This window comes from Natrinema sp. CRL1, assembly GCF_059162405.1.
The window spans coordinates 167,719-181,598 of the sequence record NZ_JBLVOY010000001.1; the positions used below are offsets into that span (position 1 = coordinate 167,719).

Here is a 13,880-nt window from a genome sequence, read left to right on the forward strand (position 1 = left end):
CGCTCAAGCAGGGCAGGACTACAAGCCCGTCGCCCGCGTTCGTTCGGCCATGGCCGACGTCAAACTCAGCCGGGTCGAAAGCGTCCTCGAGACCCTCGAGTACCCCGTCACGAACGAGCAGGCTGCGACCGAACTCGGAGACACGACGCTCCTCCTCGCCGACGGCGAGCGCAACCTGGGCGCGCTCATCGAACGGAGCGGGAGCGACCGCTTCGAGTCGGTCGACGACCTCGAGTCGGAACTGCACAACGTTCTTCCGCGGGAGGCCGTCGGCGAGCCCTACCAGTCGGAGGGCGAGGGATAAGTGCCCCGCGCTGGCCGGAGTGCGACCGGTCAACGATCCTAAACGGGTCCCTTAAGTCGCTCGACCCCCGTAGCCCGGACAACGATGGAATTCTGCGACGAATGCGGTTCGATGATGAAAGCCGAGGACGGGCTCTGGGAGTGCGGTAGCTGCGGGTACACGGAACCGAAAGGCGACGCCGACCAGTACGTCATCACCGACGACCAAGAGATCGGGGAGGTCATCGAGTCCTCCGGCGAAACGTCGCTGCCCGAAACCGACGCCCGCTGTCCCGAGTGTGGCAACGACCGCGCCCACTGGTACATGCAACAGATCCGCGCGGCCGACGAGTCCGAGACGCGCTTTTTCATCTGTACCGAATGCGAGCACAAGTGGCGCGAGGACGACAACTAACGAAATTTTGCGCTGCGTTCTGAGCGTGCCGGGAGCGCTATCAGCGCTCCCGGCCGCTCGTCACTCGGCAAAATTTCGATCAAAAGCACTCCTCCTTCCGTTCCGTTCACTCGACTCGCGGCTTGCGCCGCTCGTCTATACGCGGCGCGTAGCGCCGCGCTTTCGTTCACTCCACATCGGTCGTCGGCCCGCTCGCTCACTTCGTTCGCTCACGGTCGGCACCGGATAACGGCCTGCCCTCCCCCGAATCCCGGGCTCCTCGCATTGCTCGGAGCCCGCTCTCGGCCACCGCTTGTCGAGTCTGTAAATCGGTCGGTGAACCCGCAGGAGACTTGTATCGATACGTACCACCGCGACGAGAGTGAAGAGAGACCGCGCTATTCGTTGCGCGCGACCGTCAGATAGCCGGTGTGACCCACGGGGGCAGTCGAGGGTCGCGAGCCGCGCTCGTCGAACTGCATCTCGCGTTGGATCGTCTCTCGAGTCGTCACGTCAGATAAGCCCACTTCACGGGCCGTCTCCGAGACTTCTCGAGTCGACTCGATGAACGGGCTGTAGACCGCGACGAAGCCGCCGTCGACGAGCAGGTCGGGCGCGTGCTCGACCATCGCGGGCGCGTCGGCCGTATCGAGGGTGAGCACGTCGAACGACGAGGGCTCGAGGGCGTCGATTTCCTCGGTCACGTCGCCGGTTCGGACGTCGACGTCGGCTTCGACGCCGCCGAGCGCCATGTTCTCGCGGGCGACATCGGCGAAGTCGGCGTCCTGTTCGTAGGTTACGACCGACGCGCCGGCCCGGGCCATCATCGCGGCGAGCACGCCCGTTCCGGTGCCGGCGTCGAGGACGCGGTCGCCGCGGGCGATGCCCGTCTCGCCGATCACGAGGCCGATATCGCGGGGCACCATCGGCGCGCCGGTCCGCTCGAAGTGATGAAAGAGGTCCGGGCCGCGCAGTCGGCGCACCTGAAACTCGTCGCCCAGATGCGTCTCGAGGGTGTCGCCCGACTCAACGTCTTCGGGGACCTCGAGCACGCCGAGGTCGGTCCCCTGTTCGCCGCCGGGTTGGACGAGGTACTCGCGGTCGCCGCGGACGAGCAAGACCGGCACGCCGTCGTCGCTGTCGGCGTCGGCCGCGTCTTCGTCCGTGCCGTCTGAGCCGCTCACTCGAGTCACTCGAGGGTCTCGATCGCCGCGGCGAGGTCGCCGTCGTTGTCCTCGAGTGCCTCGCGGGCGTCGTCCTCGCTGACGCCGGCTCGCGTGGCGACGAGTTCAACGTCGTCGTCGGGGATCGACGGGCCGGCGTCGCTACCGGCGTCGGTATCGGCACCGCCTGCGCTGCTGCCGGCCGAGCCCGACTCGACCTCTTCGGGCGAGCCGATGACCTGATAGGTCTCCTGTCCGCGGGCGTCCATCTTGGTGACCTCGGCGTCGTCGAACACGAGGTCGAACTCATCGGTCCGAATGATGACTTCCTCGGCGTCGATGTCCTCGACGTCGATGCCCATCTGTTCCATCATCTGTTCCATCTTGCGCGGGTTGAGTCCGCCGCCGCCTCCTCCAAACATACTCGCCACGTCGCCACGGGCGACCTTTTACTTTGTTGTTCAGCGAAAGCGGCGCGGGCTCCGGCACCCGAATTCGATCGCGGGAGCCGGCGATCGACGTTTTCAATCGGCGCTGGCCCGTGGTGGGGCCTAATGACCGACGAGATCGACGCCCTGCTCGAGGCATTCGAACTGAAAGACGAGCGCCGGACGGGGTGGGTGCTCCGCGGAATCGAGTCGCCGGAATCAGTCGCGGCCCACACGTGGGGGACGGCCACGCTCTGTCTGCTGTACGCCGACCGGGCGGAGGAGAACGTCGACCGCGACCGAGCGGTGTCGATGGCGCTCGTCCACGATCTCGGCGAAGCGCGCACGGGAGACATCGCGACTCGAGCGGACGACGACACGCAGCGGGTGTCCGGCGAGGAAAAGGAAACCCTCGAGCGCGAAGCCATTACTGACCTCTTCGCTCCGTTCGAAGGCGGAGACGGGGATCGCGACCGCGACTGTGACTTCCGATCGCTCTGGGAAGAGTACGAGGCCCGCGAGACGCCGACCGCGCGGTTCGTCAAGGACATGGACCTGCTCGACAACTGCCTGCAGGCGCTGAAATACGAGCGCGGGGGTCGCTACGACGAAACGGAGCCGAACGATGCCTTCTCCGAGTACGAGAATCTCGACGAGTTCTTCGCGACGGCCGCACCGCGGTTCCGGACAGCGATCGGCGAAACGCTGTTCGCGGAGATCAAAGCGCGCTACGAACGGGAGATCGGTCGCGAGTGTCAGTTGTAGCAGTCGCGTCGATCGCTTGCGACTGCCGCCCGACGTTCTGTTAGTCGTCCGCGGGCGCGCCCTCGCGGACGCTCACCGCCATCCCCGTCTCGAAGTCCCGAATCGCGCCGGCGTCGAGCCGCGCCGTCCCGACCGCGAGCAACTCGCCGCGTTCGTGGACGACCAGCACCTCGTCGCCCGGCCGGATATCGTTGCCCACCTCGAGGACGAACTTCGTGAAGACGTTCTTCTCGTCGCGGACGAACGGTTCGCTCTCGTCGTCGACCACGACGCGGTAGGCGGGATCGGGGAGAGTCGTCTCGAGTCGACGGCCGCCCTCGAGGCCGAGGGTGAACCGGCCGTCGACGCCGAAGGAGACGATGCGGCTCCCGTCGGCGTGGACCTGTTGGGGGCGTCCCGAGGAGGTGCGTTTGACCGTCAGCGACTCGTCGGACGGGAACAGCGCCGCGCCCGCGCCCGCACCGAACTGGTAGTCCGCGATCGTCCGGAGCTGGGGCAGGCCCGCGCTCCCGTCTGCTGGCTCGCTCATTGGCCGAGGTTCGGCGGGGCGGGTCGAAAGCCCTTCGACCTGACCGCGTGCCGGTCGTCGCGGCTCTCCTCGAAGAAAAGCGCTCCCGTCGGTGGGAACCGGACGCTGTGCCGCCCGTTCCCAATACTCAAAAAACAGACTTGATCGAAATGGTGAACGTTATAGTAGTCGATTCGGTACTACCGCCAGCATGGACGTCACGCAAATCGGCCTCGGGGTCGCCCTGCTCGTCATCGGCACCCTGACGCTCGCCGGTCCGGCCGCGCTCGTTACGGGGCCGTTCGTCTATCTCTTGACCGGGTCAATTCTGCTCGTCTCGGGGTACGCGCTGTTGGTCGGACTCTGGCAGTGCCGATAGTCGAACTCCCGTCACCCCTCTCGTTTTTGCCCACCGACAGGACTGCTCGAGTCTCCGAATCGGCTGCTCTCAGAGCAGGAACGTCTCGTGTCGGTCGCCGAGATCGAGGAACGAGTCGGACGCGGCGATCAACTCTTCGGCGGTCGACGACTCGAAGGCCATCACCTCGACGCGGACTCCCTCGTGGCGCAGGTGCGAACAGAGCCGCGAGAAGTCGCCGTCGCCCGTACAGAGGACGACCGTGTCGACGTGGTTGGCCAGCGTCACCGCGTCGAGGCTCATTCCGACGTCCCAGTCTGCCTTTTTTGTGCCGTCGGAGAACGTCTTGATGTCCTTGATCTTCGGCTCGAAGCCGATGTCGGTCAACGCCTCGAAGAAGCTCTCCTCCTCGGGCGAATCCGCGCGGATGACGTACGCGATGGCGCGCGTGAGCTGGCGGTCTTGGACGGCCTTCTCGAGCAGCGCGGAATAGTCGATATTCCGGCTGTGGAGGCTCTGTGCGGTGTGGTACAGGTTCTGGGCGTCGACGAGAACGGCGACGCGCTGACCGGGATGAATCTCAGTCACGTGTTAGTCTGTCGCGGGCCAGCATAAAAATCGCGGCGTTCGGTCGGCCCGGTCGACCGTCGGTCGGTCTCAGCTTCGCAGTTTCTGAATGCGCTTTTCGGTTGGCGGGTGGGTCGCGAACAGCTTCGAGAGCAGACTCTTGTCGGCGTTGAAGATACACAGTGCGTTCACGCTGTCTTGGACCTGCGTCTCGCGTCCCTGCGAGCCCTGCGAGATTTTCTCGAGTGCGCGAGCGAGGGGGTCGCCGCTGCCGATGTACTGGCGGGCGTCCTCGTCGGCGACGTACTCGCGGTACCGCGAGATGGCCAGCACGAAGACCATGACGAGCATCTGTGCGATGTTCGAGATGATCATGCCGACGAAGATGCTGCCGATGTTGCGCTCGCCGCCCATCATGTAGACCATGTAGGCGACCCAGCCGACCATCATCGAGATGGAACTCCCGAAGACCATCGCGAGGACGTCCCGGTTTTTGATGTGTGCGAGTTCGTGAGCGATCACGCCCTCGAGTTCATCCCGTTGGAGGAGTCGGATGAGTTCCGTCGAGACGACGACGACGCCCTTGCCCTTGCGGCCGGTCGCGAAGGCGTTGGGGACGCCCATGTCCATGACCATCAGTTTGGGTTTTTTGATGCCCATATCTCGGCACAGCGAGTCGGTCATGTGATGGATCTCCTGGTACTGTCCGTCTTCGGGCATCGGTTCGGCCTTTCTGGTGGCCGACCACGTCCCGATTTTGTACTGGATGGCCGGTAAAACGAGGAGACCGACAGCGACGAGCGGCCACATATTGAACCCGAACATCGCCAGGCCGAAGGCGCCGACGAGCATGTAGAACGCGAACAGGATCGAGCCGACGATCGCCATTCGCACTTTCAGTCCGAAATCTGTCATAGGTGCTGGTAAGTAACGCTCGGGGATAAATTACGCGGAGTCGTATGTAAGACACCGAACATCACGGGGGCGCGGTCCGGTCAAAGACACAACGAATAAGTCAGATCAACCCCGTTGAGCGTATATGCGCCACGTCGCTCCATCGACCGTCGGTCCCGTCGTGAGCGGCGTCTGCCCTCGTTTTATCAAACGCAAACGCGCGTGAGTGTGCTCGCGGCGGGCTGGCACCCCGTCCCGGGGACGTTTCGACCGCGCACGGACTCCCACCGACCACCACTGACACCCCGCCGATCGAAACCGATACACCCTACCGATCGGCGGTCGAGACACGACCCACCGACACCATACCCAACACATGAGTTCACCTATCGACCTTTCGGGCGTCTTTCCGGCGATGTGTACGCCCTTCGACGAGGACGAACGGATCGATTTCGAAACACTGCAGGCCGACGCCCAGCGCCTCGAGGCCGCGGGCGTCGACGGGCTCGTCCCCGTCGGCTCGACCGGCGAATCGGCGACCCTGACCCACGACGAGCACGTCCGCGTCGTCGAGGCGGTCATCGAGGCCGTCGACGACGTGCCCGTCATCGCGGGCACCGGATCGAACAACACGCGAGAAGCGCTCGAGCTCTCTGAACGCGCCGCCGAGGCGGGCGCTGACGGCCTGTTGCTCATCTCGCCGTACTACAACAAGCCCGAACAGCGCGGGCTGATCGAGCACTACCGGACGATCGCGGACGCGGTCGACCTCCCGCAGATCGTCTATAACGTCCCCTCGCGGACGGGCCGAAACATCGAGCCCGACACCGCCGTCGAACTCGCGAGCCACGACAACATCGCAGGCTTCAAGGCCGCAAGCGGCGACCTCGGCCAGATCGGCGAGATCGCCGAGCGCACGACCGACGAGGACTTCGCCGTCCTCTCGGGCGACGACGCGCTCACGCTGCCGACCATCTCGGTCGGTGGCACCGGGACGATCAGCGTCGCTGCGAACATCGAACCCGAGCGCACCTGTGCGATGGTCGGCGCGGCCCTCGATGGCGACTACGAGCGCGCACGGGACCTTCACCACGAACTCGGGCCGCTGTTCCGCGGGCTCTTCGTCGAGACCAACCCGATCCCGGTCAAGGAGGCCATGCAGATCCGCGGCTACGGCCCCGCTCGGATGCGTCCGCCGCTCTCCCGGCTGGCCGACGAGTATCGCGACGGTCTCGAGGCGGTGCTCTCCGACCTCGAGCGGGACACGACCGAGGTCGCCGACGCGGCGGAGGGCGATCGATGACGGTCCGGCTTGGCGTCACGGGCGCGACCGGCCGCATGGGTCGCGAGGTTCTGAGCGCCGCGGCCGATCGGGAAGACTGCGACGTCGTCTTCGCCGTCAATCGCGAGCCCGACGGCGAGACCGTCGCGGGCGTCGATGTCGAGTCCGCGGCCGAGTTCGAGTCGCTGGTCGCCGACCGCGAGCCCACCGCCGTAATCGACTTCACCGGCCCCGAGTCGGCCGCCGACTACGCCGAGGTCTGTGCCGCCGCCGGCGTCGCGTTCGTCACCGGAACGACCGGCTTCGACGACGACCAGTACGAGGCCCTCGAGGCGGCGAGCGAGGACGTCGCCGTGCTCCACGCGCCGAACTTCGCACGCGGCGTGCAGGCGCTGGTCAACGTCGTCGGCGACGCGGTCCAGAATCTTCCCGGCTACGACGTGGAACTCGTCGAGACACACCACAACGGCAAGCGTGACGCTCCGAGTGGCACCGCGAACCGACTGCTCGAGGAGATCGAAGCCAACGGGGAGTTCTCCGAGCGCACGCACGGCCGCGAGGGCGAGGCTCCCCGCGAGGCGGGTGAGATCGGCGTTCACGCGCTGCGGGCGGGCGACATCACGGGCGAACACGAGATCGTCCTCGCCGGCAACCACGAGGAGGTTCGGCTCACCCACCGCGCGGAGGACCGCGGCGTGTTCGCCGCGGGCGCGGTCGACGCGGCGGTCTGGATCGCTGGACAAAAGGCAGGGTGGTACGACTTCGCGGACGTGATCAGCGAATGAGCGCACTCGAAACCGAGATCTCGGAGCTGTGGGACCGCAAACAGAACGGCGACGTCAGCGCCGACACCGCCGGCGAAGACGAATACGCGACCCTCGAGGCCTTCCTCGATGCCCTCGAGTCCGGCGAGGTCCGCGCCGCCGAGAAACAGGGCGACGAGTGGGAGGCAAACGAGTGGGTCAAGCAGGGGATCCTGCTCAACTTCGGCCTCCGCGAGATCCAGCAGTACGACCACGGTGGCACCACGTACAACGACGTGCTCCCGCTGGCCGACTCGAGCGAGTACGGCGATCGCGGGAGCCGAAACACGCCGGACGGCACGGTCGTCCGCCGCGGCGCGAACATCGGCTCGGACTGCATCCTGATGAGCCCCGCCTTCGTCAACATCGGCGCTCGGGTCGGCGACGGGACCCTCGTCGACTCCTGCGATACGGTGGGCTCCTGTGCGCAGATCGGCGACAACGTCAAACTCGGTGCGAACACCCTCATCGGCGGCGTGCTCGAACCCGTCGAGAGTGCCCCGGTCATCGTCGAGGACAACGTCTCGCTGGGCGCGGGCTGCCGAGTCACCAGCGGCTTCGTCGTGGGCGAGAACAGCGTCGTGGGCGAGAACACGCTGCTGACGCCGCGGATTCCGGTCTACGACCTCGTCGAAGAGGAAGTCCTCTACGGCGAACTACCCGCCGACCGCCGCGCGTTCACCCGCTTCGTCGAGTCTTCGATCAGCGACCACGACCTCTTCGACGGCGGAGCCTACAAGCCCGCCGTCGTCGCGACGGATCTGGAGACGGAGACGCTCGAGGCGACCGAACGCGAAGACGCGCTTCGAGAGTAACGTCGTCCGTTACCGGTTTTCTTCGAGAGACGAATCCGCTTTTTCGCGTCGACTCAGCGGCGCTCGTCGCCGACGTAGGTCACCTCGACGTGCCGCGAGAGATAGCCCAGCAGCGACAGCCCGAGCAGCGGCGCGAGATACGTCAACAGGAAATCGAGGCTGCGCGCCGCCGGAGACGGCTCGCTCCGCTCGGCAAGCGTCACGTACTGGAAACTCTCGTTCTCGAGTCGGATCGGCGTCTCGGGAGTCTCGACTTCACGATGAGAGTTGGCGGCTCCGCTCCGCGCAACTTCGGCGGCAGTCGGCGACACTTCTTCGGATGTCACGGAAATACTCACGTCGCGGAGCACCTGCTCGAGCGTCGTTCGCTCGAGCGCAAGATCGATGCGGTAGCCGTTGCTCTGGAGGGCCGACTCGTTCGCGATGTAGATCGTCTCGTAGACGCTCCCGTTGAGGAGGACGTACCGGTAGCGGTCGTCGACCGGCGGCTGTACGCGACCGGCGCTGCCATAGTAGATGTCCGTCGGGACGGTCCGGTTCTCGAGCAGTGATCGCTCGAACGCACACGCTCGACTGTCCCACGGTATCCCGTCCGTACAGGCGATTTCGTCGCGAAGCGGCGTTTCGTGCGAAACCATGTCGCTGTCGGCATAGTCGATGCTGCCGTTGCCGGCCGTCACCGCCGTCCGCTCGTACCGATAGGTCGTTTCGTCCAAGTGCAACGGCAGTACCCACAGGGGCGCAGCCCGAGCGCGAGGAGGCCGAGAACGACATCGCGACGGATGGAGGTGGAGGACATCGGGCGAACGTCTCGGGAGCAGCGAGGTACTGTTTATTATCCAATTATCGGGCGGTGTATAATCCTCGGTCGGACTATCGGACCGCGGAGTGAGACGGTGGTCCGGAATCCAAACCTTGAATTCTCACGGTCACGTGGACATGACAATGACTGACGCTGCGGATTCGTTGCCCGTTCGCCGCTGCTCCGACTGGGACGCGGCCGAACTACTCGCGCTTGCCGAGGACTACGGCTCGCCGCTGTACGTCCTCGACGTAGAGCGCGTCCGGGAGAACTACCGCCGCCTCGAGGCCGCCTTTCCCGACGCCGAGATCCTCTACGCGGTGAAGGCGAACGCGCTGGGCGACGTGCTCTCGACGCTTCGCGAGGAAGGGGCCGGCCTCGAGTGTGCCTCCGCCGGGGAAGTACAGCGTGCGCTCGAGGCGGGCGCGTCCGGCTCGGAGATCCACTACACGGCCGTCAATCCGCCCGCTCGCGACCTCGACTGGATCGTCGATGCGTGGGACGAGCACCCGGACCTGACGGTCACCGCCGGCTCCGAGGACACGATCGACCGCCTCGAGGAGCGCGACTACGACGGCCGACTCTGTCTGCGGGTGAATCCGGGAATCGGTGCCGGCCACCACGAGAAGGTGCGGACGGGTGCCGCGGCGAAGTTCGGCATCCCGGCTGAGCGCGCCGTCGAGGTGCTGACCGACGCCGCCGACCGCGGGTTCGACGTCGTCGGAATCCACGCCCACGTCGGCTCCGGCGTCTCGAGCGGCCAACTCGACGCCCATCGGGAGTTCGTCTCGCGGATGGGCGAACTGGCGAGGGCGGTGAGCGAGGCTGTCGACGGTGACCTCGAGTTCGTCGACGTCGGCGGCGGCTTCGGGGTCCCGTACCGAGAAGACGAAGAACCGTTGGACCTCGAGTCGGTCGCGGACGCCACGCGCGGTGCGCTGGGCGAGATCGATGCCGAACTAACGATCGAGCCGGGTCGCTACTTCGTCGCGGACGCGGGCGTGCTGCTGACCGAAGTCAACACCGTCAAAGATGCCCGCGAGACGACCGTCGCCGGCGTCGACGCAGGGATGACGACGCTGATCCGACCCGCGATGTACGACGCCTCTCACCCGATTCGAAACCTGACCGCCGACGCGACCGCCTCGAGCAACGGCGGCGACGGCCGCGAGACGGTTCCCCAGACCGTCGCCGGCCCGATCTGCGAGAGCGGCGACGTTTTCTGTACTGACCGCGAACTACCGGTAAGCAAACGAGGGGATATCCTCGCGATCGGCAACACGGGGGCCTACGGTTACGAAATGGCGAACCAGTACAATTCCCGTCCCCGACCCGCGTCCGTCGTCCTCGCGGACGGCGACGTTCGGCTTTCCCGACGGCGCGAGACGGTCGCCGACGTGACCCGCCCGGAGCGCGAGGCGCGCAGCGCCTCGAATCCCTCGAGCGCAGACCGAAAGACCGACGACGACCGAGCGAGCGACACCGACCACGACTAACGATAGCACGATGACTGTCCCATTCCAGAAGTACCACGGCACCGGCAACGACTTTCTCATTATCCACGCGGACGAACACGTCCCAGATCGGGGGGCACTCGCCGAGCGTGAGTGCGACCGGGCCGACGGCGTCGGTGCCGACGGCGTCCTCTTTCTCGCTCTCGAGGACAAGTTCGATCCTCCGCGCGTCGTGATGACGCTGTTCCAGCCCGACGGTGCGACGGCACCCATGTGCGGCAACGGCGCTCGGTGTGCCGCCGAGTGGGCGATGGACCGGACCGGCACCGACAGCGTGATGATCGATACGCAGGCGGGCACCCTGCGCGCCGAACGCGACGGCGAGGACGTCGTCATCGAGATGACCGAACTCACGTTCGATCCAGACGAGGTTCCGGTCGACGCCGAGGAACCCGTCCTCCGCGAGGAGATCGAAGGGCTCGAGGTCTCGATGGTCAACACCGGCGTTCCCCACGCCGTGAGCTTCGTCGATGACGTCGACGACGTCGATCTCGAGGAAATCGCTCCGCCGGTGCGCTACGCCGACGCCTTCCCGAACGGGACGAACGTCTGCGTGGCCAGCCCCGACGGGGTGGGCGGCTTCCACCAGCGAACCTACGAGCGCGGCGTCGAGGGCGAAACCGACTCCTGTGGCACCGGCGCGGTCGCCATCGCCGTCGTGGCCCGCCGCCTCGGTCTTACCGACGCCGACCCGGTCGATGTCCATCCGCCGGGTGGCCATCTCCGAATCAGCTTCAACGAGCGCGGCCGACCCACCCTCGCCGGCCCCGTCGAACACGAATTCGACGGCGAGGTCGCCGTCAAGTCGCCGGTCGAGCCGTGACGGGCACCGATTCCGCCGGCAGGGCTGCGGACGAGAACGCGTTCGATCCAATTTCGTTCCTCGAGACTGCCGTCCAGCACCCGTCCAACGAGGATGTCGGCCCGATGCGGGAGTTCCTCTGTAAGACGCTCGAGGCCCGCGGCCTCGAGCCTCGTGTCGACGACGCCGGGAACGTGCTAGCGAGTCGCGGGGTCCCGACGAGCGACGCCAAGACCCGCGTCGTGTTGAACACGCACATCGACACCGTCTCGCCACACGTCCCTTACGAGCGCGACGGCGGTGACGACGCGGTCGATGCGGCCGACGCCGACAGCGGCGTCATCCACGGCCGGGGTTCCTGCGACGCCAAGGGGCCACTCGCCGCCCTGCTCGCGGCCTTTTTTGCGGTCGAGCCGACCGACAGCCGCGTCACGCTTGCGATTACCCCCGACGAGGAGGTGCTCTCGACGGGTGCCTACGCGCTGGTCTCGGGCGACGACTCGCCCACGCGCGACGCCGACGCGGTGATCGTCGGCGAACCCACCGATTTGGACGTCTGTACGGCCGCGAAGGGGCGATTTCAGGGGACAATCCACCTCTCCGGTGCGAACGCCCACGCCGCCGAGCCCGACACCGGGACCAACGCGGTCGCCGCCCTCGAGTCCGTCCTCGGGGCGATCCGGACCTTCGGCGAGCGCGCGGACGCGCCGCCGACCCACCCGCAACTCGGCGCGGCGACGCTAACCCCGACCGTCGTCGAGGGCGGCGAGGCGACCAATCAGGTGCCGGCCAACTGCGCGCTGACGGTCGATCGCCGGAGCGTCCCCCCGGAGACGGCCGACGAGTTCCACGAGGCGCTGACCGCCCACCTGCGAGCGGCACTCCCCGAGGACGTGGGCCTCGACTTTCGCTTTACCGACCGACCGACGCCGTTTCTCGAGGCGTGGGACACCGATCCCGATGTGGCCGTTGCCCAGACGCTTGCGGACGCCGCGGGCAGCGAGACCCGGCCCTTTACCGCGGCGACCGAAGCGTCCTACTTCGCGGCCGACGCCCCGACGGTCGTCTTCGGCCCCGGCGTGCTCGCCGACGACGAAGGGGCCGTCGCGCACGCGCCGCGGGAGTACGTGCGGGTCGACGCCGTCCGCGAGGCGGCGCGGGCGCTCGAGTCGACGTTGTCGGAACTGGTCGGGTAACGCAGCACGAGTCGGTTTCGGGGCGAGTGGTGTCAGGACAGCAGCGCTAGAAGCGTTCCGAGAACGGCGAGGATCGCACCAATCGTCAGGACGGTGATGAGCCGGTCGTCGGGGATCGTCGGATCGTCGACCAGCGTCGCCTCGTAGATCGTCGCGAGGACCATCCCGACACCGCCGATCGAGAGCAAGACGGCAGGGATGGACGCGGTCCCCGACGCGAGCGTCGGAAGCCCCATGAGCCCGAGCGTCCCGCCGATGATGACCATGGACACGTAATAGCGAAGCGCAGTTCGCACGGGTTTCGGTTGGGCGGCCGCGGACAATAGTGTTTGTGTATTGAATTGTTCTATCATCGAGCGCGGTGACCGTCTCCCGCTCAGATCGACATCAGGACGATCGCCAGCACGCTCAACAGGATAGCGGCGAGCTTGCGCGGGGTGACGCTCTCGTCGAAGACGACGATGCCGGTCAGCGAGCTGATGACGATAAAGAGGCCGTAGATCGGGACGACGATGCTCACCGGCCCGAGCTCGAGCGCCCGATAGTAGGTCAGCAGGCCGATAGTCAGTAGCACGCCCATCGCGCCGATGTAGGGAGTTCGGGGATGGCGAAGGTAGGGTCGCACCGGGAGGCCGCGATAGGCGATCACGAGGCCAACGGTGACGAACATGACGGCGTTCGAGAGGAAGACCGCAAGCGTACTCGGCAGGTCGGTCATCGAGATCGAGATCAGCGGCGCGACGAGACTGTATGCCAGACAGGCGACCAGCGACAGGCCGAGATAGCGCCGCATCACTGCTCACCCCCGGCGGCGAGGTAGATCGCAGCCGCCGCGACGACGATGCCGGCCCCGCGAGTCGCGGTCAACTCCTCGCCGAGAAAGAGGATTCCGATGATCGAACTCCCGACGATAAAGAGGCCGTAGATCGGCACGACGACGCTCACCGGCCCGCGCTCGAGCGCCTGGTAGTAGGCCAGAATGCCCGAGGAGAGAAACAGCCCGGCGATATAGACGATGCCAGCAGACGGGGTCGTCACGTCGGCAAGGCTGCCGGTCTCCGTCGCGAGGAGGATGACCGTCGTCAGCCCGAGGAAGATCGTCGTCGAGAGGAAGAGCGCGACCGCGGGGGGCACGTCCGACGTCACGACGCTCGTCAGCGGTGCCATCAGTCCGTAGGCCACGAGGGCGACGAGCACCCACACGAGATACTCCATACCGGATCTCGGCGAAGGCCGATTAATACAGTCACGGTCTCGGAATCGAGACTGGGTGCCGGACATCGGATGCTGTCGGCCGGCCCAGTCGA

The 13,880-nt window shown here is 66.4% G+C and carries 19 protein-coding genes; 10 read left to right on the forward strand and 9 right to left on the reverse strand.

Annotated features, from left to right (window positions below; genetic code table 11):
* Window positions 1-49 precede the first annotated feature (49 nt).
* Complete coding sequence (locus tag ACJYUO_RS00915) at window positions 50-304, forward strand: DUF5789 family protein (protein ID WP_494343544.1); 255 nt, start codon at window positions 50-52, stop codon at window positions 302-304.
* Between the two features lie 84 nt (window positions 305-388).
* Complete coding sequence (locus tag ACJYUO_RS00920) at window positions 389-697, forward strand: transcription factor S (protein ID WP_494343545.1); 309 nt, start codon at window positions 389-391, stop codon at window positions 695-697.
* Window positions 698-1,074: 377 nt separating this feature from the next.
* Here ACJYUO_RS00920 and ACJYUO_RS00925 read toward each other — a convergent pair whose 3' ends face one another.
* Both ACJYUO_RS00925 and ACJYUO_RS00930 read right to left on the reverse strand, forming a co-directional pair.
* Window positions 1,075-1,869 (reverse strand): methyltransferase domain-containing protein, encoded by a 795-nt coding sequence (locus ACJYUO_RS00925; RefSeq protein ID WP_494343546.1) that lies wholly within the window; start codon window positions 1,867-1,869, stop codon window positions 1,075-1,077.
* Window positions 1,866-2,261: a nascent polypeptide-associated complex protein gene (locus tag ACJYUO_RS00930; RefSeq protein ID WP_494343547.1), complete on the reverse strand. Its 396-nt coding sequence runs from the start codon at window positions 2,259-2,261 to the stop codon at window positions 1,866-1,868. The genes ACJYUO_RS00925 and ACJYUO_RS00930 overlap by 4 nt, the downstream gene beginning before the upstream one ends.
* Window positions 2,262-2,393: 132 nt before the next feature.
* On the opposite strand from ACJYUO_RS00930, the gene ACJYUO_RS00935 reads away from it, so the two are divergent.
* Window positions 2,394-3,032 (forward strand): HD domain-containing protein, encoded by a 639-nt coding sequence (locus tag ACJYUO_RS00935; protein WP_494343548.1) that lies wholly within the window; start codon window positions 2,394-2,396, stop codon window positions 3,030-3,032.
* Between the two features lie 40 nt (window positions 3,033-3,072).
* On the opposite strand, the gene ACJYUO_RS00940 is transcribed toward ACJYUO_RS00935, so the two are convergent.
* On the reverse strand, window positions 3,073-3,561 hold the full coding sequence (locus ACJYUO_RS00940) for a PUA domain-containing protein (protein ID WP_494343549.1): 489 nt from the start codon (window positions 3,559-3,561) through the stop codon (window positions 3,073-3,075).
* A gap of 190 nt (window positions 3,562-3,751) precedes the next feature.
* Between ACJYUO_RS00940 and ACJYUO_RS00945 the strand changes: the two genes are divergently transcribed.
* Complete coding sequence (locus ACJYUO_RS00945; protein ID WP_006429203.1) at window positions 3,752-3,919, forward strand: hypothetical protein; 168 nt, start codon at window positions 3,752-3,754, stop codon at window positions 3,917-3,919.
* A 69-nt stretch (window positions 3,920-3,988) separates the two neighbouring features.
* On the opposite strand, the gene ACJYUO_RS00950 is transcribed toward ACJYUO_RS00945, so the two are convergent.
* Window positions 3,989-4,486 (reverse strand): LabA-like NYN domain-containing protein, encoded by a 498-nt coding sequence (locus tag ACJYUO_RS00950; RefSeq protein ID WP_444720051.1) that lies wholly within the window; start codon window positions 4,484-4,486, stop codon window positions 3,989-3,991.
* Between the two features lie 69 nt (window positions 4,487-4,555).
* Window positions 4,556-5,380 (reverse strand): M48 family metallopeptidase, encoded by an 825-nt coding sequence (locus ACJYUO_RS00955; protein ID WP_494343550.1) that lies wholly within the window; start codon window positions 5,378-5,380, stop codon window positions 4,556-4,558.
* Window positions 5,381-5,735: 355 nt separating this feature from the next.
* On the opposite strand from ACJYUO_RS00955, the gene dapA reads away from it, so the two are divergent.
* The 3 genes from dapA to ACJYUO_RS00970 are packed head-to-tail and all read left to right on the forward strand — an operon-like array spanning window position 5,736 to window position 8,259.
* Window positions 5,736-6,662 carry a 4-hydroxy-tetrahydrodipicolinate synthase gene (gene dapA, locus ACJYUO_RS00960; RefSeq protein WP_494343551.1) on the forward strand — a complete coding sequence of 309 codons (927 nt, stop codon included), beginning with the start codon at window positions 5,736-5,738 and terminating at the stop codon, window positions 6,660-6,662.
* Complete coding sequence (gene dapB, locus ACJYUO_RS00965) at window positions 6,659-7,426, forward strand: 4-hydroxy-tetrahydrodipicolinate reductase (protein ID WP_494343552.1); 768 nt, start codon at window positions 6,659-6,661, stop codon at window positions 7,424-7,426. The genes dapA and dapB overlap by 4 nt, the downstream gene beginning before the upstream one ends.
* Complete coding sequence (locus tag ACJYUO_RS00970; RefSeq protein WP_494343553.1) at window positions 7,423-8,259, forward strand: 2,3,4,5-tetrahydropyridine-2,6-dicarboxylate N-succinyltransferase; 837 nt, start codon at window positions 7,423-7,425, stop codon at window positions 8,257-8,259. The genes dapB and ACJYUO_RS00970 overlap by 4 nt, the downstream gene beginning before the upstream one ends.
* A 53-nt stretch (window positions 8,260-8,312) precedes the next feature.
* Here ACJYUO_RS00970 and ACJYUO_RS00975 read toward each other — a convergent pair whose 3' ends face one another.
* Window positions 8,313-8,981, reverse strand: coding sequence for a hypothetical protein (locus ACJYUO_RS00975; RefSeq protein WP_494343554.1), 669 nt, complete (start codon window positions 8,979-8,981; stop codon window positions 8,313-8,315).
* Window positions 8,982-9,204: 223 nt separating this feature from the next.
* Here ACJYUO_RS00975 and lysA point away from each other — a divergent pair, with 223 nt between their 5' ends.
* From lysA to ACJYUO_RS00990, 3 genes are read left to right on the forward strand one after another with little or no spacing between them, the layout of a single operon-like run.
* Complete coding sequence (gene lysA / locus ACJYUO_RS00980) at window positions 9,205-10,557, forward strand: diaminopimelate decarboxylase (RefSeq protein WP_494343555.1); 1,353 nt, start codon at window positions 9,205-9,207, stop codon at window positions 10,555-10,557.
* 10 nt (window positions 10,558-10,567) lie between these two features.
* Window positions 10,568-11,398, forward strand: coding sequence for a diaminopimelate epimerase (dapF, locus tag ACJYUO_RS00985; RefSeq protein WP_494343556.1), 831 nt, complete (start codon window positions 10,568-10,570; stop codon window positions 11,396-11,398).
* Window positions 11,395-12,573, forward strand: a complete 1,179-nt coding sequence (locus ACJYUO_RS00990) for a M20 family metallopeptidase (protein ID WP_494343557.1) — start codon at window positions 11,395-11,397, stop codon at window positions 12,571-12,573. Before dapF ends, ACJYUO_RS00990 begins: the two co-directional genes overlap by 4 nt.
* 32 nt (window positions 12,574-12,605) lie before the next feature.
* Here the strand turns inward: ACJYUO_RS00990 and ACJYUO_RS00995 are convergent, their stop codons facing one another.
* The 3 genes from ACJYUO_RS00995 to ACJYUO_RS01005 form a co-directional block, all read right to left on the reverse strand.
* Window positions 12,606-12,869, reverse strand: a complete 264-nt coding sequence (locus ACJYUO_RS00995) for a hypothetical protein (protein ID WP_494343558.1) — start codon at window positions 12,867-12,869, stop codon at window positions 12,606-12,608.
* 80 nt (window positions 12,870-12,949) lie between these two features.
* On the reverse strand, window positions 12,950-13,366 hold the full coding sequence (locus tag ACJYUO_RS01000) for an EamA family transporter (RefSeq protein WP_494343559.1): 417 nt from the start codon (window positions 13,364-13,366) through the stop codon (window positions 12,950-12,952).
* Window positions 13,366-13,788 (reverse strand): EamA family transporter, encoded by a 423-nt coding sequence (locus ACJYUO_RS01005; RefSeq protein ID WP_494343560.1) that lies wholly within the window; start codon window positions 13,786-13,788, stop codon window positions 13,366-13,368. Before ACJYUO_RS01005 ends, ACJYUO_RS01000 begins: the two co-directional genes overlap by 1 nt.
* Window positions 13,789-13,880: the final 92 nt, after the last annotated feature.

Bases quoted from the DNA above. Each gene is read 5' to 3' on its own strand.
- dapB (WP_494343552.1), top strand. From the start codon at position 6,659: ATGACGGTCCGGCTTGGCGTCACGGGCGCGACCGGCCGCATGGGTCGC.
- ACJYUO_RS01005 (WP_494343560.1), bottom strand. From the start codon at position 13,788: ATGGAGTATCTCGTGTGGGTGCTCGTCGCCCTCGTGGCCTACGGACTG.
- ACJYUO_RS00935 (WP_494343548.1), top strand. From the start codon at position 2,394: ATGACCGACGAGATCGACGCCCTGCTCGAGGCATTCGAACTGAAAGAC.
- lysA (WP_494343555.1), top strand. From the start codon at position 9,205: ATGACTGACGCTGCGGATTCGTTGCCCGTTCGCCGCTGCTCCGACTGG.
- ACJYUO_RS00955 (WP_494343550.1), bottom strand. From the start codon at position 5,380: ATGACAGATTTCGGACTGAAAGTGCGAATGGCGATCGTCGGCTCGATC.
- ACJYUO_RS00940 (WP_494343549.1), bottom strand. From the start codon at position 3,561: ATGAGCGAGCCAGCAGACGGGAGCGCGGGCCTGCCCCAGCTCCGGACG.
- ACJYUO_RS00930 (WP_494343547.1), bottom strand. From the start codon at position 2,261: ATGTTTGGAGGAGGCGGCGGCGGACTCAACCCGCGCAAGATGGAACAG.
- dapF (WP_494343556.1), top strand. From the start codon at position 10,568: ATGACTGTCCCATTCCAGAAGTACCACGGCACCGGCAACGACTTTCTC.
- ACJYUO_RS00970 (WP_494343553.1), top strand. From the start codon at position 7,423: ATGAGCGCACTCGAAACCGAGATCTCGGAGCTGTGGGACCGCAAACAG.
- ACJYUO_RS00945 (WP_006429203.1), top strand. From the start codon at position 3,752: ATGGACGTCACGCAAATCGGCCTCGGGGTCGCCCTGCTCGTCATCGGC.
- ACJYUO_RS00920 (WP_494343545.1), top strand. From the start codon at position 389: ATGGAATTCTGCGACGAATGCGGTTCGATGATGAAAGCCGAGGACGGG.
- ACJYUO_RS00915 (WP_494343544.1), top strand. From the start codon at position 50: ATGGCCGACGTCAAACTCAGCCGGGTCGAAAGCGTCCTCGAGACCCTC.
- dapA (WP_494343551.1), top strand. From the start codon at position 5,736: ATGAGTTCACCTATCGACCTTTCGGGCGTCTTTCCGGCGATGTGTACG.
- ACJYUO_RS01000 (WP_494343559.1), bottom strand. From the start codon at position 13,366: ATGCGGCGCTATCTCGGCCTGTCGCTGGTCGCCTGTCTGGCATACAGT.